We start from the raw sequence: 23,452 nt of genomic DNA on the forward strand, positions 1-23,452 counted from the left end.
TGGTTGAAGTTTCAACTACGGGAACAGGGTGCGGTTCCCGGCTATTCCCGTCCCCGTCAGCGCCTTCCCCGCCGGCGGCCAGGGCGGGTGAGCCGGTCGTAGACCACGGCCGTCGTCAGCCCGTAGGCGAGATGCGGCAGGAGGTCGGAAACCCACGAGGCCGCGTCCCAGCGCCGCGGGTCGGTCACCCCGGCCGCCGCGAGAGGGATGTCGCTCGCGGCCATCGCGGCCAGTGACAACCCGAGCGCGGCCAGCGGCAGCGCCGGGCGCCGTCCGCCGGGGAGCAGGCCGTACAGCACGCCGACCCCGAGACCGGCGGTGTAGCCCAGCAGCGCTCCCAGGCCCGTACGCCTGCTGTCGCCCTCCTCGCCGTGCCCCAGGTCGATCCCGGCCCGTCCCGCCAGCTCGTCCGCGGCCTCGGCCGGGACGTCGCTCGCGGGACGGCCGCGCACGACCATGTCCAGGTAGCCGACGGTGTCCAGGGCGGTGATGCCCGCCGCGGCGGCGGTGACTCCGGCTGTGAGATTCATGCGCGTCCCCCGAATCCGTGTGCGCGGGCCCCCGGTCTCCACGGTTCGTCTCCCCGCGGAAACCCCGGCGGGCGATCCCCTGAATATGCCCAGCCGGGGCGGGCCGTACCCGCCGTGCCCGCCGTATCGGTCGTGCCCGCTGTGTCCTCTACGGGCGCCCGGATGGTTCGTCCCGCCCGGGGAAGGGACACAGGTCCCGGCCGAAGGGGACCTTCGGCCGGTGAGTCCCGGGGCGGGACGGTGATCGGATGAGGACAGACGTGACAGGAGGCCGGGATGACGGCACATGTGGTGGTGGGGACCGACGGTTCGCCCTCGGCGGAGGCCGCGGTCGGGTGGGCGGCAGAGGACGCGGTACGGCGCGGCGGCGCGCTGCGGATCGTCCACGTGCGCGAGGACTGGCGGCGCGGGACCCCGAGGGAGCTTGAGGAGTCCCTGACGGAGGAGGCGAGGGGAGTGCTGGAGACCGCCGCGAGCCTCGCGCGCGGGCGCGCCCCCGGCGTCGACGTCACCACCTCCCTTGAGACGGGCAGGCCCGTCGAGGTCCTGCGGCGGGAGGCGGAGGACGCCGAGCAGATCGTGATCGGCAGCCGGGGCCGGGGCGGGTTCGCCGGGCTGCTGCTCGGCTCCGTCTCACTCTCGCTGGCCGGGCACGTGGCGGTCCCCGTCGTGGTCGTCAGGGGCGAGGAGCACGGAGGGCACGGCGGAGTCGTCGTCGGGTTCGACGGCTCGCCCGAGTCCGAGGCCGCACTGGAGTACGCCTTCGGGGAGGCCGCCCGCCGCGGCGCCGGGCTGCGTGCCCTGCACGCCTGGCAGCTGCCCGTCATGGCGGTCGGCTCCGTCGCCTACACACCGCTGATCGAGGACATCTCCGGCACCGAGGAACGGCTCGCCACCGAGATCCTGGCGCCGTGGCGGGAGCGGCACCCGGAGGTCGAGGTCGAGCAGACGGTGCTGTTCGAGCACCCCGTGTTCGCCCTCGGCGAGGCCTCCAAGGCCGCCGGCCTGGTGGTCGTCGGGTCACGGGGGCTGGGCGGGTTCGGCTCGGCCGTACTGGGATCGGTCAGCCACGGGGTCCTGCACCACGCCTCCTGCCCGGTGGCCGTGGTACGGGCCAAGGCCTGAGGGGTAATGGTCAGGACATAAGTCCTTTTAAGGGAGGCCCGCGGTTCCGCGGCGGGTCTCCCGGGTTCCGGGACGGCATCTGTGAGACGGAGCACCACCCATGGACGTCTTGGACCTGTCGCGCTGGCAGTTCGGGATAACGACGGTCTACCACTTCTTCTTCGTCCCGCTGACGATCGGCCTGTCCGCCGTCGTGGCCGGTCTGCAGACGGCGTGGTACCGCACGAGGAAGCCCGCCTACCTGCGGCTGACGAAGTTCTTCGGGAAGCTCTTCCTGATCAACTTCGCGATGGGAGTGGTGACCGGCATCGTGCAGGAGTTCCAGTTCGGAATGAACTGGAGTGACTACTCCCGTTTCGTCGGTGACGTGTTCGGCGCCCCGCTGGCGATGGAGGGCCTGATCGCCTTCTTCCTCGAATCCACCTTCCTGGGCCTGTGGATCTTCGGATGGGACAGGCTGTCCCCCGGACTGCACCTGGCGACGATCTGGGCGGCGGCGATCGGCACCACGATTTCCGGATATTTCATCCTTGCTGCGAATTCGTGGATGCAGCACCCGGTCGGCTTCAGGCTCAACCCGAAGTCCGGCCGCGCCGAACTCGTCGACATCTGGGCGGTGCTCACCAACTCCACGAACCTGATCACCTTTCCGCACGTCATCTTCGGAGCGTTCGTCTCGGCCGGGATGTTCGTCGTCGGGGTGAGCGCCTGGCAGCTCCTCAAGAAGAGGCACGTGGACCTGTTCCGCCCCGCCGCCCGCCTCGGGATGGTCGTCACCCTGGCCGCGGCGCTGGGCGTCGTGATCAGCGGCCACCTGCAGGCGCAGATCATGACCAGGCAGCAGCCGATGAAGATGGCCGCGGCCGAGGCGCTGTGGGACGACGAGACCTCCGCGGGCTTCTCGATCTTCGCCGTCGGCGACGTCCGCAACGGCCGGAACCACATCAACATCCAGATCCCGTACGGCCTGAGCCTGCTGGCGACCGACACCCTGCACGGACGGGTCGAGGGCATCAACGACATCCAGGCCCGCTACCAGCTGAAGTACGGCCCCGGTGACTACCGGCCCATCATCGGCCTCACCTACTGGTCCTTCCGCCTGATGATCGGGTTCGGCGTGCTGGCCGCCCTGGTCGCGCTGGCCGGTCTGTGGCTCATCAGGGGGAACCGGCTGCCCAGGAGCCGCTGGCCGTACTGGGTCGCGGTCTGGGGTATCGGCCTGCCGCTGCTCGCCAACTCGCTGGGGTGGATCTTCACGGAGATGGGCCGCCAGCCGTGGACCGTCTTCGGGCGGATGCGCACCGCCGACTCGGTCTCACCCGGTGTCGGCGTCGCCGAGGCCGCGATCACCCTCAGCGGGTTCACCCTGCTCTACGGGGTGCTCGCGGTGATCGAGGTCGCGCTGCTGATGAAGTTCGTCCGGCGCGGCCCGGAGGACGAACCGGAACCGGAGAGCACGGGCGAGGCGCCCGTCCTGTCCTACTGACCAAGGAACGTTCATGGAGCTCACGACCGTCTGGTTCCTGCTCATCGCCCTGCTGTGGACCGGTTACTTCGTCCTGGAGGGCTTTGACTTCGGGGTCGGTGTCCTGCTGCCGGTCCTCGGCGGGGACGACGACGACCGCAGGTCGATCCTGGCCACGATCGGGCCGGTCTGGGACGGCAACGAGGTCTGGCTGATCGTCGCGGGAGGCGCGACCTTCGCCGCCTTCCCCGAGTGGTACGCCACCCTGTTCTCCGGCTTCTACCTGCCGCTCTTCCTCATCCTGGTCGCGCTGATCCTGCGTGGCGTGGCCATCGAGTACCGCGGCAAGAGCGACAGCCCGCGGAGCTGGGACCGGGCCATGTTCCTCGGCTCCCTGCTGCCGGCCTTCCTGTGGGGCGTGGCGTTCGCCAACATCGTCAGGGGCGTCCCGCTGGACGCCGACCACGAGTACACCGGTTCGCTGCTCACCCTGCTCAACCCGTACGCCCTGCTGGGTGGCCTGGCGACGCTCACCCTGTTCACCCTGCACGGCGCCGTGTTCCTGACCCTGCGCACCGGCGGCGACCTACGGGCCCGCTCGGCCGCCCTGGCCGGGAGACTGGCCGTCGGCGCGCTCCTGGTGGGCGGCGCCTTCCTGCTGGCCACCCAGCTCACCGTGGGCAAGGCCGCCACCTGGGTCACCGTCGCGGTGGCCGCCGCGGCGATCGCGGGCGCGCTCCTGGCGACGCTGCGCGGCCGGGACGGCTGGGCGTTCACGGCCAGCGCGGTGGCGATCATCGCGGTCACCGTCACGCTGTTCGGCAGCCTGTGGCCCAACGTGATGCCCGCGCTCGACCCGGCCAACAGCCTGAACGTGCGCGACGCGGCCTCGACGCCCTACACGCTGACGGTGATGACCTGGGTCGCGGTGATCTTCACCCCACTTGTCCTGTTCTACCAGGGGTGGACCTACTGGGTCTTCCGCCGCCGGGTCACCGGCGCCCGCGTGGGGGCGTGAGGCCAGGAGAGCGCGGGAGCGCTCTCACCGGTCGCGGTCCGTCTTCATCCGCGCCGCCAGCGCGGCCACCTGGGTACGGCGCTGCATGTTGAGCTTGGACAGCAGGTTGGACACGTAGTTCTTCACCGTCTTCTCGGCCAGGAACATCCGCTCGCCGATCTGCCGGTTCGTCAGGCCCTCGCCGATCAGCTCCAGGATGTGGCGCTCCTGCTCCGACAGCGCCTCGACCGGGTCCTTGCGGGTCGCCTGGTCGCGCAGCCGGGCGAGCATGCTGGCGGTGGTCTGCGGGTCGAGCAGCGACTGGCCGGAGGCCACCGTCCGCACCGCGCCGATCAGGTCGGAGCCGTGGATCTGCTTGAGCACGTATCCGGACGCCCCCGCCATCACCGCCGTGAACAGGGCGTCGTCGTCGGCGAAGGAGGTCAGCATCAGGCAGGCCACCCCCGGCGTCGCCGAGCGGACCTCCCGGCACACGTCGATGCCGCTGCCGTCGGGGAGCCGCACGTCCAGCACCGCGACGTCCGGCCGCAACGCCGGGATGCGGGCGATCGCCGACTCCGCGGTTCCCGCCTCCCCGACGACCTCGATGTCGTCCTCGGACTCCAGCAGGGCCGCGACGCCCCGCCGTACCACCTCGTGATCGTCCACGAGAAACACGCGAATCATGCTCCGAAGCTAGTCGCTTGTGGCCGTGCGGGGTAGGGACCTTGGTCCCCGATGACCTCCTCAAGACCCTCGCGGCTCAGGCCGGGCGGGAGGTTCCCCTGGCCGGTGGTCCTCGACGACGGCCGTGACATGGGGGCCGCCGGTGCGAAGGGCATGCCGGGGCCTCTCGGGGTCACAGGCTCAGGGGGACGGCTCCCGTCCGATCTCCTCAAGGGAGGTCCGCATGAGGGCCGTCGCGCGGGTGAACCAGTCGGCCAGTACGCCGATCTCGTCGGGCGTGTAGTCGGCGAACAGGTCGGAGAGCCGCCGGTAGAAGGGCTCGTAGACGGCGGCGACACGGGCGGCGGCCGAGGTGTCGGCGACGACCAGCACCCGGCGCCGGTCGGCGGGATCGGCCTGCCTGCGGGCGTATCCGGCCTGTTCGAGGCGGTTCAGCACGCCGGTGACGGCACCGGTGGTGAGGCCGGCCCGCTCGGCCAGCTCGCCCGCGCTGATCGGCTGTCGCCCGGCCCCCATGATGTGGCCCAGGCAGGTCAGGTCCGTCGTGTTCAGCCCGAGACGCTGGGCGATGTGCTGCTGGCCGACGAGGCTGAGCGCGATGAGGCCGTCCATCCCGGCCAGGGCCCGCTCCGCCGTCGCCTCGGGCCGCGGCTTGCCCTCCACAGGCATTCTCCTTAGCATCTAAGATAATTATTACGTGAGATAAGTATTCTACGTTCGCCGAGGAGAGGCAATGAGCGGTGTGCACGGTGACGTCGATCTGGGACACACCGTCGCGGGATGGACCGGATGCCTCATCGGCCTGGCCGGCTTCTCCGCGGTGGGCCTGGCCATGTGCGCCGGATGGACGCCCGGCCTCTGGCTCGGCGCCGGAGCGATCCTCTGTGCCGGCCTGGTCACCTGGGCGTTGCACCTGGCGGGCTGGGGCAAGCCGAGCGGCCCCCGGCCCGCCGGGCGGCGGGACTGGCGGGTGAAGGACCCCATGACCGGCCATCGCGACTGTCTCGCGTGCCGGTTGGCGGGGAGGGCCTGATCGAGACCGGCGCTCAGGCGGACTCGGCGCGGCCCGCCCGCCAGTAGCCCATGAAGGCGACCGAGCGCCGGTCGAGGCCGCGCTCGGCGACCAGGTGGCGGCGGAGCGTCCTGATCACAGCCGCCTCGCCGGCCAGCCACGCGTACACCGAACCGGCCTCCCGCCCCTCCGGCGGCACCTCCCACAGGATCTCGCTGTCCACGTCGACCTCGGGAAGACCCTGCGGGGCGGCCGGTCGGCCAGGGGTGGGCAGCAGCCGGTCGGCGGCGGCCCGTACGGCGGGCACCAGCAGTTCGCCGTGCCCGGCGCCGTCGCGCGGCAGCCACGTGACGGCCACCCCCTCCGGCGCGTCGAGGTCGAGGACGTCCGCCGCGCACGGCACCTCGAGCAGGACCTCGCCGCGCCGGTCGCGGGGCAGGCGTTCGAGGATCGAGGCGACGGCGGGAACGGCGGTCTCGTCACCGGCCAGCAGTATCGGCCCGTCCCCCTCGGGCAGGCGGAACTCGATCCCCGTCGGCTCGCCCCCGTGCCGGGCGTCCGGCCCGAGCAGCACGGCCTCGTCACCGGGCCGTACGGCACGGGCCCAGCGGGCGACGGGGCCGGGAGCGCAGGTCGGGGTGAGCCTCCCGGTTCCATGCGTGGCCTCGCGCGCGGCCGCGTGCGCCGTCGCGTGCGCGGCCTCGTGCATGACGATGTCGAGGTCGACCTCGCGGAGGCCGTGCCGTACGGCTCTGACGGTGTAGGTGCGGAAGGGGTTGCGCAGCCCGGCGGGCAGGGCGCGCCAGCGGGCGTACCAGTCGGAGCCGGTCGGCAGATGGGCGAAGCGGTGCTCTCCACGGGCCTTCTCGCGAGGCCCTTCGTGGGGGAGGACGAGTTTGATGCGCTGGTCGAACCCGTTGTCCGCGAACAGGTCGAGGTCGTCGCCGGTGAAGGTGACCCGCAGGAAGGAGGGGCTGAGCCGCCGCAGCCCGCTCACCTGTACGTGGAAGAAGCGGAACGGGTCGATCATCGGCTGTGCCTTCCTCTGCGTGTGCCGCCGGAGACGGTCCCGGGGCGAAACAAAGGTAAGGCTAACCTACTCTCTTTTCGGGTGCGGTTGGGCGGTTAGAACCCGACATTCGGGACACGGATCAGGTGTCGGCAGAGAGGAAGGTGAACACGATGAGTGAGCATGAGCGCTCCCGCAGGATCTCCGCCTCCGCGGAACAGGTCTTCGACCGGGCGAGCGACCTGGACAGTATCGACCGCTGGCTGCCCAGGGACCTGCACGTACGGCCGGACGACCTGCCCGCCGTCACGGTGCACGAGGACGAGACGGGGCGCGACGCCCGAGGCCTGTTCCAGGCGGAGCGTGACCAGCTCCGGATGGAGTGGGGCACCCGCGACGACGACAGCTACGCGGGCTGGCTGCAGGTGGCCGGCATCTCCCCCCAGGAGAGCGAGGTGACCGTACACCTGTCGTTCTTCGAGGAGGAGCACCCGCCACCCGGCGAGTACGTCGAGCGCGCGCTCGACGAGAGCCTGGCCAGGCTCGCCGAGCAGGTACGGCAGCTGGCCTGAGAGCGGGTCGCCGGAGGCTGTGACGCCGGGGTGACGCCGGGGTGACGCCGGGACCCGTCCCGGCGTCGCGGCCCTTCCATCCTTTGGTGAGGTGCGAAACGGCCGAACGGAAACCGGCGAGTCGCGTAGGTCGCCTTGCGGAACAGATGAATGAGGGTTCCGGGCCCACGCCAGGCCGGTCATCGCCCGGCGGCCCGGCGTCCAGCACGGCGGCAGGATGCGCGGCAGGCCCGCGCGGGGAGGCCATGGCTAGCAGGTCACGGTGCGGTCATAGGAGCCCAGGTTCCAGCGGAAGGTAAGAGCCTGGCCGTTTTTCAGGGAGTAACAGGAGTTGTCGGGGCCATTGTCGATGGTGATCCTCACCCTCATCGTTCCGCCACAGCCGTTTGCGACCCGGGCCACTTTGATGTTCTCGTGCACCTCCCGGCCGACACAGGCCGGTGCCGTACCTCCGGCGACGGCTGCGGACGCCGGAGTGATCCGCTCCCGGGCGGCGGTCGCGTTCGCCTGAACAGCGGCGACGCCGGTCACCAGCGCCGCCGTGGACAAGGCGATTCCGATCTTGCGATTAGGCCGAAACATGAGAGCCCCCCTTTTCTCGCCGGCGCGGAGAATCGCAAGGAGGTAATTCCACGGCCCGCGCTTTCCCCGTCTGGCACGTTGAACGTCCGGGGCAATTCACTCATGTTCCGCGCTGATGCGTCATTGGCTGCGGGCGCACCGGTCTATGCGTAGGGCGCACTGTCGCCTTCCGGTCTGGAAGAGAGGCTTTCTTTACGGCGGCCGACCGGCCTCGCCGCCGCCGTCACCGCCTCAACCGCCGCCTCCGCTGCGCGGGCTCGGTATGGCGCCGCCCAGCACGGTGCTGGTGTCACGCAGGTCCTCGGGGAAGGCCAGCACGGCCCCGACGCCGCGGGCGCGGTCCTTGCGTTGCTGCCAGCTCAGTCTGAGGCCGAGCTCTCCGGCGAGCCCCGCGCCGTCCACGAGGTCGCTCAGGAACAGCAGACGCTCGTCAAGCGGGGCCCGCTGGTCGTAGACGGCGCGTAATCGGGCGATGAGCGAGCCGCGGGCCGACGGATCAGGATGGTGACGTTCTCCGGCCAGGAACCTGCCGGGCCGGTGGCGTAGCAGGCCCAGCTCGATCAGCGCGTCGCGGTGCAGGGTGAGAGCCGCGCGGCGGCGATGGCGCAGCCACTTGTGCATCTCCGAGCCGGACTGCAGCGCGTCCAGCAGGTCGTCGGCCCAGCCGAGACCGGTGCGGCCGGTGTCCAGCAGCTCGATCATGCCGCTGAGGCGGTAGACCTCGAAACCGAACAGTTCGGACTTGCGGACGCGTACCCGCAGCCTGCGGCGCAGCGCGAGTTCGCCGAGCTCAGCGGCGGCGCAGCCGTAGGCCACCTGCTCGGAGTCACGCACCCTGCCGGACTTCTGGTGCGCGAGGAGCAGGAACTCCCCGGGCAGGGACAAGTGCCACATGGGCTCATTATGTGCCGTGGAAGATCGCCGCGAGGCTCAGTGCGCGGGCGGGGCGCGCGGCGGTGAGGGCGGAGGTTGCGAACGCGCCGAGTACCAGGGCTCTCCTGGCCGGATGCCTGCCGTGTTCCGCCCACGGCGCCCTGTGACATCGAACACCGCGCGTTGCCACCGGAGGTCGGTGATCAGTAGGTTCACGCCACCGGGGATTGGGCGGGAAGGGGTTGCTGAGGTGCTCACATTGGCGGCGGTCGCCGAAGACCCGCTTGTCCTGACGCGTCGCCTGAACCTGAACGACGGTTCGGAGGTCGTCTTCCGGCCGCTTGTGCACGCCGACGCGGAGCGTCTTGCAGGCCTCCTTGAGGAACTGTCCGCCGAATCGAGGCGACTGAGTCCCTTCGACGGGTACGACCTCGGGGCTGCCCGGAAGCTGTGTGACGCGATCGCGCGTTACGACAAGCTCAGGCTGGTGCTTGAGGACGTGTCGTCCGGCAGGATCGTCGGCCTCGTCGAATTCAGTCTCGATCTCCATCCGGCGGGCATCGCCCGCTATCGGGAGGCCGGCATCCACCTGGAGGCGACGGACTGTCGCTTCGGCCTCAGCCTGGCCGACGACTACCAGGGGAGGGGGGTGGGGACGCGGATCTTCCCCCTCGTCGTGGATGTCGCACAACGTTTCGGCAGGAAGAGAATCATCCTGTTCGGCGGCGTTCTCGCCGACAACCCACGTGCCATCCGTTACTACGAGAAGCACGGCTTCCGGCTGGTCGGCTCCTTCACCGGGAGGGACGGCGCGCGGTCGTTCGACATGATCCTGGACCTTCGTCCGCTGCCAGGCCGGTGACGCCTTCGCCCAAGCTTCGCCGGCGCGAGGGGTGGCTCCGCCCGAACCGGCTCGCCGTCGCCGTCGGCCGTTCGGATGTCGCTCAAGGGCGGAGTTTCACAGAGCGGTTTCGCCACCCCGCCATCGGTGACGGTCACGGGTTTTGACCGGCTCCTCACCGTCCGCCATATCGGAAAGTCAGGGCGGTGTTCATCGGGCGCCGACGATTTCCGGTCAAAGGTAATTGGGCACGCTTTCGGCCGGTGGCGACCGTATGTGAATGTGTTTCGCCTGGCGGTAGTGGCCGTGGTCGCCCGGGGCCGGCCGGATACCGGCCGTGACGGCGCCCGAGAGGTAGGGCTCCGTGTCGCTTCGGGTAAGCGCGTGAAACAAACTATGTATGACAGAAATGTCTTTTATTTACTAAGTCTCGATAAATGGTTATTTTAGGTGTTGAGCCGGTTTGTGGTGGACGGAAACAGGGAGACGGGGCGCATGGGGGAGTCCGGTGACCAGGACGATCCGGTTGGTTTCGATGTTCGGCATCTCGGGGGACGACGGCGCGGGAAACCGGGCCGTCCGGCCGGACGCCGCTTCCCGCACGCCGGTGACGGGCGGCTTCGGCAGCGGTGACCCCCTGAACCGCGACCGCCCCCGGCCCTTCGTGCCCGGGGGCCGGAGGCCGGACGCCCGGCACTCCTGACAGGGGACGGACAAGGACCCCGCGCGGCGCACGCGCGGGCACGGGCCCCGGCGCGTTCCACACCGGAAACCGGGGCGTACGGCCGACGTGGCAGGCCGTCGAGTACGGGATTGTCGGTGCGGGGCATTAGCGTTCCGCGCATCACCGTCACAGGTACCGATCCCTGAGGGCGGATTCGTGTCGTGTCGAGAGGTGGGGAGCGTTGGGCTGGCTGTCGGCGGGCGACGGGTACGAGGTCGCCCTCGTGGAGGGCCGGGTGGTGGCGAGGTCCACCTCCGGAAAGGCTGCGGGAAGGCAGCTGAGGTCACTGCCGAAGCAGGTGCGCGAGCACCCCGAGGCGGAGCGGCTGCGCCGTCTCACCGAGTGGCTCGACCGGCACGCCGCCGCCTGCCTGGCACAGGCCGACACCTGGATGGTCTCCTCCCTGCCCGTCCCCACCGGCCTGGTGGCCGCGGTCTGGCCCGACGAGGCCTGGCAGTCGGTGTTGCGCGACCTCGTGGTGGTCGGCGACGACCAGGAGGAGGCGGGCTTCCTGCGCGACGTCACCGCCACGGGCGAGCTGCGGGTGGTCAACCTCGACGGCGAGACCGTACGGCTGTCGCCGCTGACGGTCACCCTGCCGCACCCCGTCCTGCTGCCCGACCTCGACGAGCTGAGGGAGTTCGCCGCGGAGCTGGGCATCGTCCAGCGCGTCGAGCAGATCCACCGGGCGACCTGGTCCAGGCCCGCCGAGCCCGCTGACCGGGTCGCCGAGGTGACGGAGTTCTCCGGCGGCGGCTTCGACTCCCGGTTCGGCCTCGCGGCCAGGGCGGCCTCGCTGGGCTACCGGGTCTCCGGCGGCTACGTCACCTGCGCGGCGCGCGACGCCGGGGGCGTCACCGAGGCGTCGGTGTGGATCGGCGAACCCTACTGGGACGGCGAGACGGAGACGGGCGGCCTGACCTGGCAGGGCCACGACGGCAGGAGACTGTCGGAGCGCGAGGTCGGCCCGGTCGCCTGGTCGGAGGGGATGCGGATGGCGGCGGCCCTCTACGCGGGGCGGACGGTCGAGGAAGGAAGAGACGCGTGAACGGGGACATGCCGACTGAGGGCGCCGCGACGGCGACGGGAGACGGGGCACACGAGCTGCTCGACGCCGGAGCCGTCCTCCTCCCGGGGGCCGACGGCGGCGACGAACGGGCGGTCGCGCTCACCGCGCGCCCCTACCGGCACCCGGGGCTCGACGGCCGGGTGGTCGTCCGCCTGGTCACCGAGGACCTGGGGGTCGCGGAGGACGCCGCTGCGGGCTTCCTCGGGCTTGAGGCCGCGGGTGAGCCGGTCGTGGTCGGGGTCGGCCTGCGGCGCTCACTCGGCTTCCCCGAGTGGGTGCTGGTGCACCACCCCCGCGACGGCCACCACGCGCTCGCCGTCGTGCCCGAGCTCGAACGAACCGCCAGACAGGCAAGGACGAAGCCGAAGGCCGCCCTCGACGCCTACCTGCGTCTGGCCGCACAGCTCGCCGGATCGGTCCCGCACTTCCTGCCCACCTTCTTCGAGGAGGCGGGCCGGGCCTTCCTCGCCGCGGAGAGCGTCACCTACGCGGCGCAGATGTTCGGCCAGGCGCGCAGAGCCGAGGCCGAGCACGGCCTGCCGGTCGACGAGGAACGCCTCGACGCGGTCTTCCTGGAGTTCGCGCTCGCCGGGGCGCTGCCGGTCAAGGCGCTGTCCGGATACGCCAAGGAGCTGGCAGCCAGGGTGCCCGCCCAGGAGGCGCTGCGCAGGTTCCGCGGCCTGTGCGTGCGCCGTACGGCGGGCGGTTTGGCACCGTCGACCCAGATGGCGGGCGACCTGCGGCGCCTGGCCAAGGCGGCGGGCAGGGACGCCGAGGCCGAGGAGCAGGACTACCTCGCCGAACTGCTCGGCCTGCCCGCGACCGCCGGGGCTCCGCTCGGCTGGTGGAAGGCGCACCGCTCCGCCCTGGTCGCCCTCGGTGCTCGGGACGCCTCCGTGCGCGGGGCGCTGCTCAACCTCATGCCCCGTGGTGACGAGCGGCAGCTGCCCGCCCTCTGGCTTGAGATCCTCAAGGAGTCGGGGGCCGACGCCGGCCTCGGCGAGGGGGAGGTGACCCCGCAGGAACGGCCCAGCGACGGCGCCGCGGGCTGGCTCAGGCGCTTCCAGCGGCTCTGGAGCCCGGGCTGGCAGGCGGAGCCGCGCCTGATGGGCCTGTACGACCTGGTGGAACAGATCGCGGGACGGCTGCGCGCCGAGCTGGCCGAGACGGGCGAGAGTCTCACGATCAAACTCGACGTCGACCTGCTCGACCTGCTGCTGGCCCAGCGGGTGCCGGTCGCCGCCCCCGGAGACGACGCCGCCCTGCTGCTCGAACCGTGGGCGCGGGGCGAAGGACAGCGCGACCTGCTCGCCCTGGCCGCGGACCCTCGCTTCACCGCGGCCTTCGACCAGGCCGCCGACCGGTTCCGCGACGACGAGGACGGCAGGCGGGCCGTGCGTGTGCTCGCGGCCTCCCCGGGCGGCAGGCCGATGCTGGCCCGCTGGATGCGGAAGGTCGCGGGCCGCTCGTTCACCATGGGCCTGCCGCAGCTGCCCGACGCCCTCAGAAGGCTCACCTGGCTGCCCGCCGAAGGCCTCGTCCTGGCCGCGGAGGAGGTCGCCGCGGTCGCGCGGGCGGACCTCGCCGCCGAACTGGCCAGGACCCTGCGCGGCGGTCTCGTCGACGAACTCGGCTGGCCCGCCTGGGAGGAGGCGATCGCCGCGCTCGTCAGCCCGAAGGACCTCGACGAGATCGAGGTCGCCGACGCCTGGCCCCACCTGGTCGTCTCCGGCCCCTCCCAGGCCAGGGTCATCGGCACCGAGGGCACCGTGCTCGTCCACGACCTGCGCAGGCCTCCCGCCGACGTCTACGGCGACCCCGGCTTCCACTACGTGGACGGCGAACTGCTGGTCTACTGGAACGCCTACGGCGCGGGCGACCAGCTACGCGGATACTGGCACTCCTCGGCCGGGTCACTGCGCACCCTCCAGGGACGGGCCGGGATATGGGCGCTGCGCAACGACCTGGTGACCCTGCCGTTGCCCGGCGGCGGCCGGACGACGGGCGCGGGCGTCATCCACCAGGGAGACACCGTCGTGCCCGCCAGGAGCAACCTGATCAGCGACGGCGCCTCCTTCTGGGTGCCCGACCAGCAGGGCGACGGCTGGCGTGAGTACGACCCGGTCAGTGGGACGTACGGCAGGCCCGGGCTTCCCGGCTTCCTCGCCGACGCCGTGCCCTCGGCTCCGCCCGGCAGTGTGTTCGACGGCGGCTGGCTGCTGCCCCTCCCCTCGGCCGAGGCGACCCCGGTCGCCGTCCCGGTCGGCGGGCTGCTCGGCTGGCGGGTGGTCCGTCTGCCCGGCGGAGGACTGCGCGGAGAGGACCTCGCGGGACGCGTCGTCACCCTGCCCGGCGACCGGGAGACCCTCTCGGGCGCCGTGACCTTCCCCGGGGACGACCGGCCGCGCGCCCTCGTCGAGAGCTACCCCAGGATCAAGCTCGTCGATCCCGAAGGGGTCGTCGTCGCGGCCGTGACCGTGGGCCGGGAGCCCGGCATGTTCGCCGAGGGCACCGCGATGCTGCCGCCGCCGCGCTACTGGCGCTGCCTGCGCCCCCGCGACCCCGAGGGCTCCCTCGCGCTGCGCCGGATCGACACCGAGACCGCGGTCGCCCTGCTGAAGGCCGCCGTCTGCGCCGAGTGCGAACGGCAGGGACAGCCGGCCCAGGCCGTGCGGGAGGAACTGCACGCGCAGGTCCGCGCACTGCTGCCCCAGGTCAGGGACGAGGCGCTGATCGCGGGAATCGCCGGGGTCGCCCGGTTCGCCGCCACCCAGCAGATCACCCTGGACGCCGTGGCGACCAGGCTCGACCGCGCCCTGGCGGGCGGCCACGAGGACCGGGCACCGTCCGGCCCCCCCGACCAGGTGCTCGCCCGCGCCCTCAACGGCCTGGGAGTCTCCGGCCCCTGGTGGTACGGCAACGCCTCCCACGACTCCTTCCATCAGCTGAGGACGATCGGCGGGGTCCTGCGTTCCGCCTCGGCCGACACGGTCCCCGAGGAGGGCCCGGCCGCGGTCCAGGGCGTCGCCCTCCACTTCGACGGGCCGCGGCTGCCGGAGACCTCCCTCAGATGGGAGCCCCTGCTCGACCGCTGCGCCGCCGTCGCCTACCGCGCCGTCTCCGCCGCCTTCGAACCCGGGCACACCGAGGCGACGCACGACCTGCTCCGTGAGATCGGCGCGCTCGGCCTCGGCTCCGCCGCCGAACCCGCCGTCTGGCGCCGCATGTCACTGCACCTCGACGACAAGTGGCTCGTCGACGAGGGCGGGAACCGGCGCGAGGGCACCTGGTGCGGAGTGCTGCCCCTGCCGGACGGGGCCTTCATCGCCTTCCAGAACAACTCCCTCGACAACGGCGGCTGCGACTTCACCGCGCTCTTCCACGACCCGTCCGGCCGCTTCGACGTCCCGCCGCCCTACACCGCGCGCCTCTCGGCACCGGTCGGTGAGGACCGCGAGGACGGCTGGATCGACGGGCTGCTCGCCCTGTGGGCCGAACACGGCCCCGCCCCCTGGCGGCCGGAGGCCGCGGAGGAGTTCGCCCGCCTCACCGGTGTCACCCTGACGACGGCCAGACTGGTCGTCGCCGGCCTGCCGTACGTCGACAGCCACGACCGGGGCTTCCTGCCGTCGGCGGTGAGGACCGGGCTCGGGCTGAAGGCCGCCGACGCCGTCGTCGCCAGGGACGAGCTGCGCGAGCTGGACGCCACCGTCCGCAGGCAGGTCGTCGCGGCGCTGCTGCCCGCCGACCTCGCGACGCTGTGGACGGACGGCCCGGACGTCGCGGCGGCGGCGCGGGTGTGGAACGAAAAGGTCGGCAGGCGGGTGGCCGTCCCCGAGTGGATCGTCTCCGAGGCCTCCCGCGCGGTGCGGACCCCCTGGGAGCCGAGCCGCGCGCTTCCCGCGCTGCTCGACCCCGTCTCCGCGCCCGAGCTGAGCGGAGACCTGCGCTGGCGGGTGTACCGCGACCGGGTCTCCCCGATCGAGGAGGGGACCGTGGGCTTCACCGAGTCCACGCTCGTCAGCGTGGTCGCCGTGATGGCCTGGCTCGCCCACCGGCTGCCCGCGGGAGACCCGGTGCGGGCCGTGCTGCCCGCCGCGCTTGCCACGGTCAGGGAACGGCTGGCCAACCCCGACCTGATGCTCAGCCTGGGCCGCTACGTCAACCTGCCCGGCTTCAGGAAGGTCGCGGGGACCCCCAGCGAGGTCGCGGACGGGTGGGAGCGCTACGGCGCCGTGATCATGGCCACCCACGACAACCAGCCCGCTCCGGGCATCAGGATGGCCCTGCTCGACGCCTCGGGGGAGGACCCCTACCTGCCCGCCCTGCGGGCCCTCGCCGGGGAGGCCGGGGCGCCGTTCCCGGTCGAGCTGGCGCTGCGCGCCGCCAGGGACACACGTTTCGAGGCGCTCCTGGCCGACCCGGGCGACCCGGCCGCGGGGGAGCGGGCGGCCGACGGCACCTGGTGGCCGCAGGACCCCTCCCGTTCGGCGCCCGAGCTGGTCTCCGAGGCCGTCGCCGAGTATGGCATCGGCGCGGACGCGGCCACGCTCTACCTGATCCTGCTGGCGATGCCGGACCCCACCGACAGGAACGTCGCCCGGTGGACCGGCTGGAAGCCCGCCCGGCTGAAGGCGGCCCGCGCCGAGCTGGCCGCGACGGAGCTGGTGGTCGAGGCCAGCCGGGTCAGGGCGGGGCGTTCACTCTTCCTGCCGGGCGCCTGGACCGACCTCAGGACGCCGCGCCTGCCGTTCGAGCAGTGGAAGGCCCCGCTGTACGACCTGATCAGCGGAGAGAGCGCGCAGCTCGGGGTGGTCGTGCCCATCGAGCCTGCGGCCGCCCTCCACGCCAGGGCGTGGCGGCGCGTCCGCGACGGGGACGTCCCCCGTTTCGAGGAGCTCCGCATCCGGCGCGGCAGGCGCCGCTGAACCCCATGACGTCACGGCCCGAGCCTCTCGCCTGAGTCCCGGCCGGGATCGACGGCGGGGGCGCGGAACGACCCCGGGACGGATGTCGAAACCGCCCCCGCCACCGCACCATCCACACGACACGTCCCTCCCGAGGGGCGCGAGACCCGAAGGACCTCCCTCCATGACCACGACGCGACAGGCGGCGCCCGCCGCGACCTCGGACGGGGCTCCCCCGGCCAGGCAGGCACAGCCGGCCGAGGAACGCCACGCCACCGAACTCGCCTTCCTCGCGGCGTACGACGACGGCCCCCGCCCGCCGGGCTGGGCGCTGACCCCGCGGGCGGTGGTCACGTTCATCTGCGGCAGCGGCGGCGAAGCCCTGGAGCTGCCGAAGGGGCGCCGCTCCGGCGCCGGCGTCACCACCCCGGGCGACGGCCAGGCGCCGCCGTCCCGGCTCGTGGTCGAAGCCAAGTTCGTCGGTGAGCGCGCCCTGGTCGAGCGCTGCGTGGTCACCCTCGCGGGCGAGCGCGGGCTGCTGCTCGTCGGCGAACCGGGCACCGCCAAGTCGATGCTCTCCGAACTGCTCGCCGCCGCCGTCTGCGGCACGAGCGCTCTCACCGTGCAGGGCACGGCGGGCACGACGGAGGACGCCTTCCGCTACGGCTGGAACTACGCCCTGCTGCTCGCCCAGGGGCCGAGCCCCCAGGCGCTGGTCGCCTCCCCGGTGCTGACCGCCATGCGCTCCGGGCGCGTCGCCAGGGTCGAGGAGATCACCCGCTGCCTGCCCGAGGTGCAGGACGCCCTGGTGTCGATCCTGTCCGACCGCCGTGTCAGCGTGCCCGAACTGGCGGGCACCCCGGACGCCCAGGTCGCGGCGGCCCCCGGCTTCACCGTGATCGCCACGGCGAACCTGCGTGACCGGGGTGTCTCCGAGATGTCGGCGGCGCTCAAACGCCGGTTCAACTTCGAGACCGTCAACCCCATCGCCGACCCCGAGGCCGAGGCCGCCCTGGTGCGCGGCCAGGCCACGGCCGTGGTCGGGCGGGCGGGCGCCGCCTTCCGGGTGGACGACGCGGTGCTGGACGCCCTGGTCACGGTCTTCCGCGACCTGCGTTCCGGCCGTTCCGCCGAGGGCTGGGACGTCGAGCGGCCGGGAACGGTGATGTCGACCGCCGAGGCGGTGCAGGTCGCGGCCTCCCTGGGGGTCGCGGCCGCCTACCTGCCCTCGGGGGACGTCCTCGACCTGGTGCCCGGTCACCTGCTCGGCGTGGTCCGCAAGGACGACCCCGCCGACCATTCGAGGCTGCTCGGCTACTGGGACGGCCCGGTACGGCGCCGCGCCGAGGAGGGCTCCGCGATGTGGCGCCGCCTGTGGGACCTGCGGGAGAACCTGCGTTGACCACCGGAGAAGGCCGGGGGAACGGGGCCCCCGAGGACACGACGGACGCCTTCCGGGAGCCGGAGAGCGCTTCCCGGGCGGCGGGAGGCTTTGGAAGGGCGGCCGACGGCCCCCGGCGGGCCGTCGACACGCTGGCCGCCTGCGCCCGGCCGTACCTCCTGGGGGTCCGCCACCACAGCCCCGCGCTGGCGGCGGCCGTTCCGGCGCTGCTCGCGGAGGCCGGGGCCGAGGTGGTCTGCGTCGAGCTGCCCGCCGACTTCCAGCCGTGGCTGGTCCACCTGGCCGATCCGGCGACCGTCGCGCCGGTGGCCCTGGCCGGGACCGGGCAGGATGGCAGACTCGGGTTCTACCCCTTCGCCGACTTCTCCCCGGAGCTGGCCGCCGTCCGCTGGGCCAGGCAGCACGGGGCCGAGGTGCTCTGCTGCGACCTTCCGCTGTCCGCCCCGGCCGCGGCGCGGGAAGGGACACGGGACGGGGCGCGCGTCCCGTCCTCCCGCGCCCAGGCGGGCCGGGCCGGGGTCGCCGCCAGGCCGGGTTCCGAGGAGCCCGAGACCTCCGAGCCCCCCGGAACCCCCACGGACCACGGGGACGCCCGGGACACGGCCCTCCCGATGGGGAACGCGTTCGCTGACGGGCTCGCCGCCTCCTGCACCGGCAGGCAGGGCGACGACATGTGGGACCGCGCTGTCGAGGTGCTCGCCCCCGGCTGCTCCCCCGAGGAGGTGCGCCGGGCCGCGCTCGGCGTCGGCTGGGCACTGCGTCAGGACGCCGAGTCCGCCGGAGGCGTGCCCCCGGCCGACCTGGCCCGTGAGGCGCACATGCGCGAGGTGATCGCCGGGGCCCTGGCCCGTGGGGCGCGGGTCGCCGCGGTCGTCGGCGCCTTCCACGCCCCCGCGCTGCTCCTCGCGGATGAGGAACCCGGCGCCGTGGCCTCCGCACAGGGGCAGGCCACGGCACGGGCGGAAGAACACGCCCGCGCCGCCGCACGGGTCCCCGCCCCGGAGGCCGTCCCGGCCGCGACGTCGCTGGTGCCGTACGCCTTCGACCTGCTCGACTCCCGCTCCGGCTACCCGGCGGGCATCCGGGACCCGCGCTGGCAGCAGGAGGTCTTCGCGGCCGGCGGAGACCCGGACAGGGTCAGGGACGCCGCGGCCCGCGCGATCACCGGCGTGTGCAGGAGACTGCGCGAGGCCGGGCACACCGCGGGCACCGGAGAGGCCGTGGAGACGCTGCGGGTCGCCTGCGACCTGGCGCGCCTGCGCGGGCTGCCCGCGCCGGGCCGGGGAGAGATCGTCGAGGCGGTGACCATGGTGCTCGGCCAGGGCGAACCCCTGGGCCGGGGCAGGGCGCTCGCCCGCGCCCTGGAGGCCGTCCTCGTCGGCGCCGAACGCGGCAGGACCGCCCCGGGCACGCCCCGCTCCGGGCTCGGCCCCGCCGTCGAGGCCGAACTGGCGGCGCTGAAACTGCCCTGCCCGGACAACCCCGACGCCAGGGAGGTCCGGCTCGACCCGCTCCGCTCCGACCTGGACGGCCGCCGCGAGGTCCTGCTGCAACGCCTCCTGGTATGCGGGGTCGGGTACGGCAAACAGATCGAGGTCACCGGGACGGGGGACGCCTCCGCGCTCACCACCCGATGGCGGCTCTCATGGACCCCCTCCGTCGCGGCCCTGCTCGACCTGGCGGGCATCCGCGGTGTCACCGCGGAGCTGGCGGCGGCGGGCACCCTGCGTGAGAACTTCCGCCGGGAGTCGGCGGAGGGCGGTCCGACCTGCGAGCTGATCCTGACGGGACTGCGCGCCGCGGCCGTCTGCGACCTGCCCGGCCTCGTCACGGACCGGCTTGAGGACGCCGCGGCCGTGCTCCCCGCGACCGCCGGACTCCCCGACCTGCTGCGGGCGCTCGACCTGCTGGAGGCGCTGCGGAGACGGCACCTGCCGGGCACCACCCCGCACAGCAGACAGCAGGCGGCCGAACTGGCCGCGACCCTGCTGGACGCCGCAGTCCGCGCGCTGCCCGGCCTGGTCGGCAGCGACCGGCACGAGGACGCCGCCGCCCTGGTCGCGCTCGTGACCCGGGCGGGCGAGCATCGCCTCAGCATGCGCATGGACGACGTGCTCGCCACCCTGGCGAAGGAGGGGTCCCCGCTCATGCAGGGGGCGGCGCTCGCCGCCAGGGTCCTGCTCGACCTGGACGAACCGCACACCCTCGGCACCCGCGCCGCGGGGTGGATCGACACCGCGACCGGTCCCGAGGGGCGTCACCGCCTGTCCCGCCTGGTCACCGGACTGCTCACCGCGGCCGGGCCGCTGCTGCAGTCGGCGACGGCGGTGTTCGAACCGCTGCTCGACCGCGTCGACGGCCTCGCCGACCGTGAGTTCCTCGACCGGCTGCCCGCCCTGCGCGGAGGATTCGACACGCTCACCCCGGCCGCCCGTGACCGGCTGCTGCTGGCGGTGACCGACCGGCTCGGCGACCGCATCGACCTGGCACTGGGCGCGCCACCGGCGCTGCTCGCGCTGTGGACGGCGGCGGACGCCGCCGGGCTGGCCGCCCTCGGCGCCCTCGGGGTCCCCCTGCCGTCTCCGGGCCCCGAGGAAACGGACACCGGAGACGACGAGGGGCCGCCGACCGCCCGCGACCCCGGCACGCCGTCACGGGCGGCCCGGAGGCTCACCCCGGCCGACAGGTGGCGTCTGCTGCTCGGCAGGGAGACCGGACGGCTCCCCGAGGACGCCCGCCGTTACGCCCACGCGCTCGACGAGCTGTACGGCGGAGGCCGGGGAGAGGGGGCGGACGACCTGACGGCCGGGCAGGGCGGACAGGCCGGTGGCCAGGGGGCCTCCTTCCCCGGGGCCCGTGAGTGGGCCGCCGAGCTGGACGCCCTGTTCGGGCCCGAGGTCCGTGAGGAGGTGCTGGCCAGGGCCGCGGACGAGGGCAGGACCGACGTGTTGTCCGTGCTCGACCCGGACGCGGTGCGCCCCTCGGTGGAGCTGCTGACCTCGGTCCTGTCCCTGGCGGGCGGCCTGCCGGAGCAGCAGCTGGCCAAGCTGAGGCCGCTGGTGCGGCGCCTGGTCGCCGAACTGTCGCGCGAGCTCGCCACCCGCCTGCGCCCCGCGCTGACCGGCCTGTCGACGCCCCGGCGGAGCCGCCGCCGCAACGGCAGGCTCAACCTGCCCGCCACCCTGAGGGCCAACCTGGCGCACACCCGCAGGAACGCCGACGGCGGGTTCGTCGTCGTCCCCGAACGGCCGATCTTCGACACCTCGGTCCGCAAGGAGGCCGACTGGCGGTTGATCTTCGTGGTCGACGTGTCCGGTTCGATGGAGGCCTCGGTCGTCTGGTCCGCGCTGACCGCCGCCGTCCTCGGGGGCGTGCCGACGCTCTCGACCCACTTCCTCGCCTTCTCCACGCAGGTGATCGACCTGACCGGCCAGGTGGCCGACCCGCTGTCCCTGCTGCTGGAGGTCCAGGTCGGCGGGGGCACCCACATCGCCGCCGGGCTCGCCCACGCGCGGTCCCTGGTCACCGTGCCCAGCCGGACGCTCGTCGTCGTGGTCAGCGACTTCGAGGAGGGCTACCCGATCGGGGGCCTGCTCGGAGAGGTCCGCTCCCTCGTCTCGTCGGGAGTGCACCTGCTGGGGTGCGCCGCGCTCGACGACACGGGGGCACCCCGTTACTCGGTGCCCGTCGCCCAGCAACTGGTCGCCGCGGGCATGCCCGTCGCCGCGCTCAGCCCGCTCGCCCTCGCCCGCTGGGTCGGCGACCGCCTCAGAGGAGAGAACCGTTGACCCCGCCCGCCGTACGGCTGCCGCAGGTCGAGCCGCACGTGGCCGCGACCGCGGTCGAGAACCTCACCCCCCGGCTGCGCAGGAGACTGGAGGAGGCGGTCGGACGTTGCGCGGGCCTGCCCGTGACCCAGGAGCAGGGCCGCGTCTCGGTCAGCTGGGGGGAGGACGCGGTGGTCACCCTCAGCCCGGCCGGGACGGGCGTCGTCACCGACCCGGCGGCGGCGCTGTGCAGCTGCCTGCTGGCGCCGCGCTGTCTGCACCTGGCGGCCGTCCTCAGCGCCTGCCCGGTCGTGGAGGGAGGCTCCGACGGCGACCCGGTCGCGGCGGCGGTCGAGCCCGTCCTCGCGGAGACACCCCAGGCCGAGACAGCCCCGGCTGAGAAACCGCAGGCCAGGAGACCCGTTCAGGGACAGGTCGCGGCGGCGGCCGAGCTGTGGGCCGCGGGCACGGTCGTGCTGGCGGCCGGGGTGCCGGGAGCGGGGGCGCTGCTCCAGGCCGAGCTGCTCAGGGCCGCGCACACCGCCAGGCTCGCCGGACTGCCCAGGGCGGAGGCCGCGGCGCTGCGCGTCGTCCGCGGCGTGCGCGCCGCCCGCGAACGCCAGGACGGCCACCGCCTGTCCGACCTGGTCTCCGCGCTCGGCGACCTGCTGCTGACCTCCGGCAGGCTCGCGGCCTCCGACCCCGACCCGGCTCTGGTCGGCACCGCCCGCCGCGCCTACCGTCAGGGTGAGGGACTGCGCGTCTACGGGGTCTGCCGGGAACCGGTGATCAGCGCGACCGGCTACGGCGGGGTGGTCACGCACCTCGTCACCGAGGACGGCCGCTGGTTCTCCGTCGCCGACGTCAGGCCGGGAGGACCGGCCCGCGCGAAGGGGGCGGGCACGGCGGCCGTCGCGCTCGGCTCCGCGGCCCTGAACCACGCGCAACTGGCCAGGGGAGGCCTGCTGATCTCCGGCGCGACGGTCTCCCCCGAAGGGCGTCTCGGTTCGGGCAAGGGCGTCAGGGCCACCTCCGTCACGAGGCCGTCCTGGTCGCAGGGGCCGCTGGCGGCGCTGTTCTCCCGGCCCCTGGCCCAGGCGGCGGACCTGAGGCTCGCCGAGGAGGCCTGGCGTGAACCACGGGAGACGGACGAGACGAACCGGCCGGTCGGCTGCGACCTGATGGTCGTCGGAGCCGTCGGGGAACTGCTGCTCGCCCGCGAGCTGTCCCCCGGGGGAGCGGCGCAGGACGGGCCGCTGATCCGCCTGATGGCCGCGAGCTCCGACCCCGGCCTCGCCCACGTCGCCAACCTGCGGCAGCTGGCCTCCCGGCCGGGGCTGCGGGTCAGGGTGCTCGGACGGCTCGACCCCGACAGGGCGGCGACCATGCGCCCGCTGGCGGCCGGGCCGGTCCCGGGGGAGGGTCCGACACTTCGCCTGCCCGCCGAGTGGCACGGCCACGCCGATCTCGGCTACGACCGGCTGAGCGGTTCCCACCTGCCCCCTCGCGAGGCCTGCGCGCAGGACGGGCCGGCCGGGGACGAGGCGCCGGGCCCCGACCCGGTGACCGGCTCACCACTGTGGCGGGTGCGCCGCCTGGTCGAGCTGGCCGTGACCGGCGGCAGACGGGCGCTCGCCGAGTCCGCCAGGGGCGGCGACTGCCTCGCCCAGCGGGCCTCGCTCCGCCGGGCCGGCTTCGGCACCGCGGCGGAGCTGGTCGGCGCGCTCGGCGCCGAGGCCGACCGCCGTGCCCGCGACGTGTTCGGCCGCCTGACGGACACCGGGGGCGACCGGTACGCCTGGGCGTGGCTGGCCGCCGCACTCCACCTCGCCGCCACCGAACGGGCGCTGGTCAGGGCCTCCTGGCAGCCGGAGCGTCCCGGCTGAGAAG

Annotated in this window: 18 protein-coding genes; 12 read left to right on the forward strand and 6 right to left on the reverse strand. The window is 73.4% G+C overall.

The features are described 5' to 3' along the window. Window positions 1–56: 56 nt before the first annotated feature. Window positions 57–530, reverse strand: coding sequence for a hypothetical protein (locus ABZ463_RS01650; protein WP_362771932.1), 474 nt, complete (start codon window positions 528–530; stop codon window positions 57–59). A gap of 276 nt (window positions 531–806) precedes the next feature. Between ABZ463_RS01650 and ABZ463_RS01655 the strand changes: the two genes are divergently transcribed. From ABZ463_RS01655 to cydB, 3 genes are all read left to right on the forward strand, one after another. Then, on the forward strand, window positions 807–1,655 hold the full coding sequence (locus tag ABZ463_RS01655; RefSeq protein ID WP_362771934.1) for a universal stress protein: 849 nt from the start codon (window positions 807–809) through the stop codon (window positions 1,653–1,655). 100 nt (window positions 1,656–1,755) lie between these two features. Beyond that, window positions 1,756–3,141: a cytochrome ubiquinol oxidase subunit I gene (locus ABZ463_RS01660; protein WP_362771936.1), complete on the forward strand. Its 1,386-nt coding sequence runs from the start codon at window positions 1,756–1,758 to the stop codon at window positions 3,139–3,141. Window positions 3,142–3,154: 13 nt separating this feature from the next. Further along, window positions 3,155–4,138 carry a cytochrome d ubiquinol oxidase subunit II gene (gene cydB / locus ABZ463_RS01665; RefSeq protein ID WP_352015781.1) on the forward strand — a complete coding sequence of 328 codons (984 nt, stop codon included), beginning with the start codon at window positions 3,155–3,157 and terminating at the stop codon, window positions 4,136–4,138. 24 nt (window positions 4,139–4,162) lie between these two features. Here cydB and ABZ463_RS01670 read toward each other — a convergent pair whose 3' ends face one another. Both ABZ463_RS01670 and ABZ463_RS01675 read right to left on the reverse strand, forming a co-directional pair. Next, window positions 4,163–4,804: a response regulator transcription factor gene (locus ABZ463_RS01670; protein WP_352015780.1), complete on the reverse strand. Its 642-nt coding sequence runs from the start codon at window positions 4,802–4,804 to the stop codon at window positions 4,163–4,165. 180 nt (window positions 4,805–4,984) lie between these two features. Continuing rightward, window positions 4,985–5,467, reverse strand: coding sequence for a MarR family transcriptional regulator (locus ABZ463_RS01675; RefSeq protein ID WP_352015779.1), 483 nt, complete (start codon window positions 5,465–5,467; stop codon window positions 4,985–4,987). Window positions 5,468–5,537: 70 nt separating this feature from the next. On the opposite strand from ABZ463_RS01675, the gene ABZ463_RS01680 reads away from it, so the two are divergent. Beyond that, window positions 5,538–5,837 carry an HGxxPAAW family protein gene (locus ABZ463_RS01680; protein ID WP_362771939.1) on the forward strand — a complete coding sequence of 100 codons (300 nt, stop codon included), beginning with the start codon at window positions 5,538–5,540 and terminating at the stop codon, window positions 5,835–5,837. A gap of 13 nt (window positions 5,838–5,850) precedes the next feature. Here ABZ463_RS01680 and ABZ463_RS01685 read toward each other — a convergent pair whose 3' ends face one another. Further along, window positions 5,851–6,846 (reverse strand): siderophore-interacting protein, encoded by a 996-nt coding sequence (locus ABZ463_RS01685; protein WP_362771941.1) that lies wholly within the window; start codon window positions 6,844–6,846, stop codon window positions 5,851–5,853. Between the two features lie 152 nt (window positions 6,847–6,998). Here ABZ463_RS01685 and ABZ463_RS01690 point away from each other — a divergent pair, with 152 nt between their 5' ends. Further along, complete coding sequence (locus tag ABZ463_RS01690) at window positions 6,999–7,397, forward strand: SRPBCC family protein (protein WP_362771943.1); 399 nt, start codon at window positions 6,999–7,001, stop codon at window positions 7,395–7,397. Window positions 7,398–7,646: 249 nt separating this feature from the next. On the opposite strand, the gene ABZ463_RS01695 is transcribed toward ABZ463_RS01690, so the two are convergent. Together ABZ463_RS01695 and ABZ463_RS01700 are read right to left on the reverse strand one after the other, a co-directional pair. Then, window positions 7,647–7,946, reverse strand: a complete 300-nt coding sequence (locus tag ABZ463_RS01695; protein ID WP_362771945.1) for a hypothetical protein — start codon at window positions 7,944–7,946, stop codon at window positions 7,647–7,649. A gap of 264 nt (window positions 7,947–8,210) precedes the next feature. Continuing rightward, complete coding sequence (locus ABZ463_RS01700) at window positions 8,211–8,873, reverse strand: GPP34 family phosphoprotein (RefSeq protein WP_362771947.1); 663 nt, start codon at window positions 8,871–8,873, stop codon at window positions 8,211–8,213. Window positions 8,874–9,111: 238 nt separating this feature from the next. Here ABZ463_RS01700 and ABZ463_RS01705 point away from each other — a divergent pair, with 238 nt between their 5' ends. From ABZ463_RS01705 to ABZ463_RS01735, 7 genes are all read left to right on the forward strand, one after another. Continuing rightward, window positions 9,112–9,714, forward strand: a complete 603-nt coding sequence (locus tag ABZ463_RS01705) for a GNAT family N-acetyltransferase (RefSeq protein WP_362771949.1) — start codon at window positions 9,112–9,114, stop codon at window positions 9,712–9,714. A 487-nt stretch (window positions 9,715–10,201) separates the two neighbouring features. Continuing rightward, window positions 10,202–10,396, forward strand: coding sequence for a hypothetical protein (locus ABZ463_RS01710; protein WP_362771951.1), 195 nt, complete (start codon window positions 10,202–10,204; stop codon window positions 10,394–10,396). A gap of 202 nt (window positions 10,397–10,598) precedes the next feature. Further along, window positions 10,599–11,465, forward strand: a complete 867-nt coding sequence (locus ABZ463_RS01715; protein WP_362771953.1) for a DUF4132 domain-containing protein — start codon at window positions 10,599–10,601, stop codon at window positions 11,463–11,465. Further along, the gene (locus ABZ463_RS01720; protein ID WP_362771955.1) at window positions 11,462–16,414 is read left to right on the forward strand and encodes a DNA-binding protein; all 4,953 of its coding nucleotides are present in this window, start codon (window positions 11,462–11,464) and stop codon (window positions 16,412–16,414) included. Before ABZ463_RS01715 ends, ABZ463_RS01720 begins: the two co-directional genes overlap by 4 nt. 163 nt (window positions 16,415–16,577) lie before the next feature. Next, the gene (locus ABZ463_RS01725) at window positions 16,578–17,795 is read left to right on the forward strand and encodes an AAA family ATPase (RefSeq protein ID WP_362771957.1); all 1,218 of its coding nucleotides are present in this window, start codon (window positions 16,578–16,580) and stop codon (window positions 17,793–17,795) included. After that, window positions 17,792–21,583, forward strand: a complete 3,792-nt coding sequence (locus ABZ463_RS01730; protein WP_362771959.1) for a DUF5682 family protein — start codon at window positions 17,792–17,794, stop codon at window positions 21,581–21,583. The genes ABZ463_RS01725 and ABZ463_RS01730 overlap by 4 nt, the downstream gene beginning before the upstream one ends. Next, window positions 21,580–23,448, forward strand: coding sequence for a hypothetical protein (locus ABZ463_RS01735; RefSeq protein ID WP_362771961.1), 1,869 nt, complete (start codon window positions 21,580–21,582; stop codon window positions 23,446–23,448). The genes ABZ463_RS01730 and ABZ463_RS01735 overlap by 4 nt, the downstream gene beginning before the upstream one ends. Window positions 23,449–23,452: the final 4 nt, after the last annotated feature.

It is taken from the genome of Streptosporangium sp. NPDC020145 (genome assembly GCF_040631275.1).
In the GTDB taxonomy this organism is placed as follows: domain Bacteria; phylum Actinomycetota; class Actinomycetes; order Streptosporangiales; family Streptosporangiaceae; genus Streptosporangium.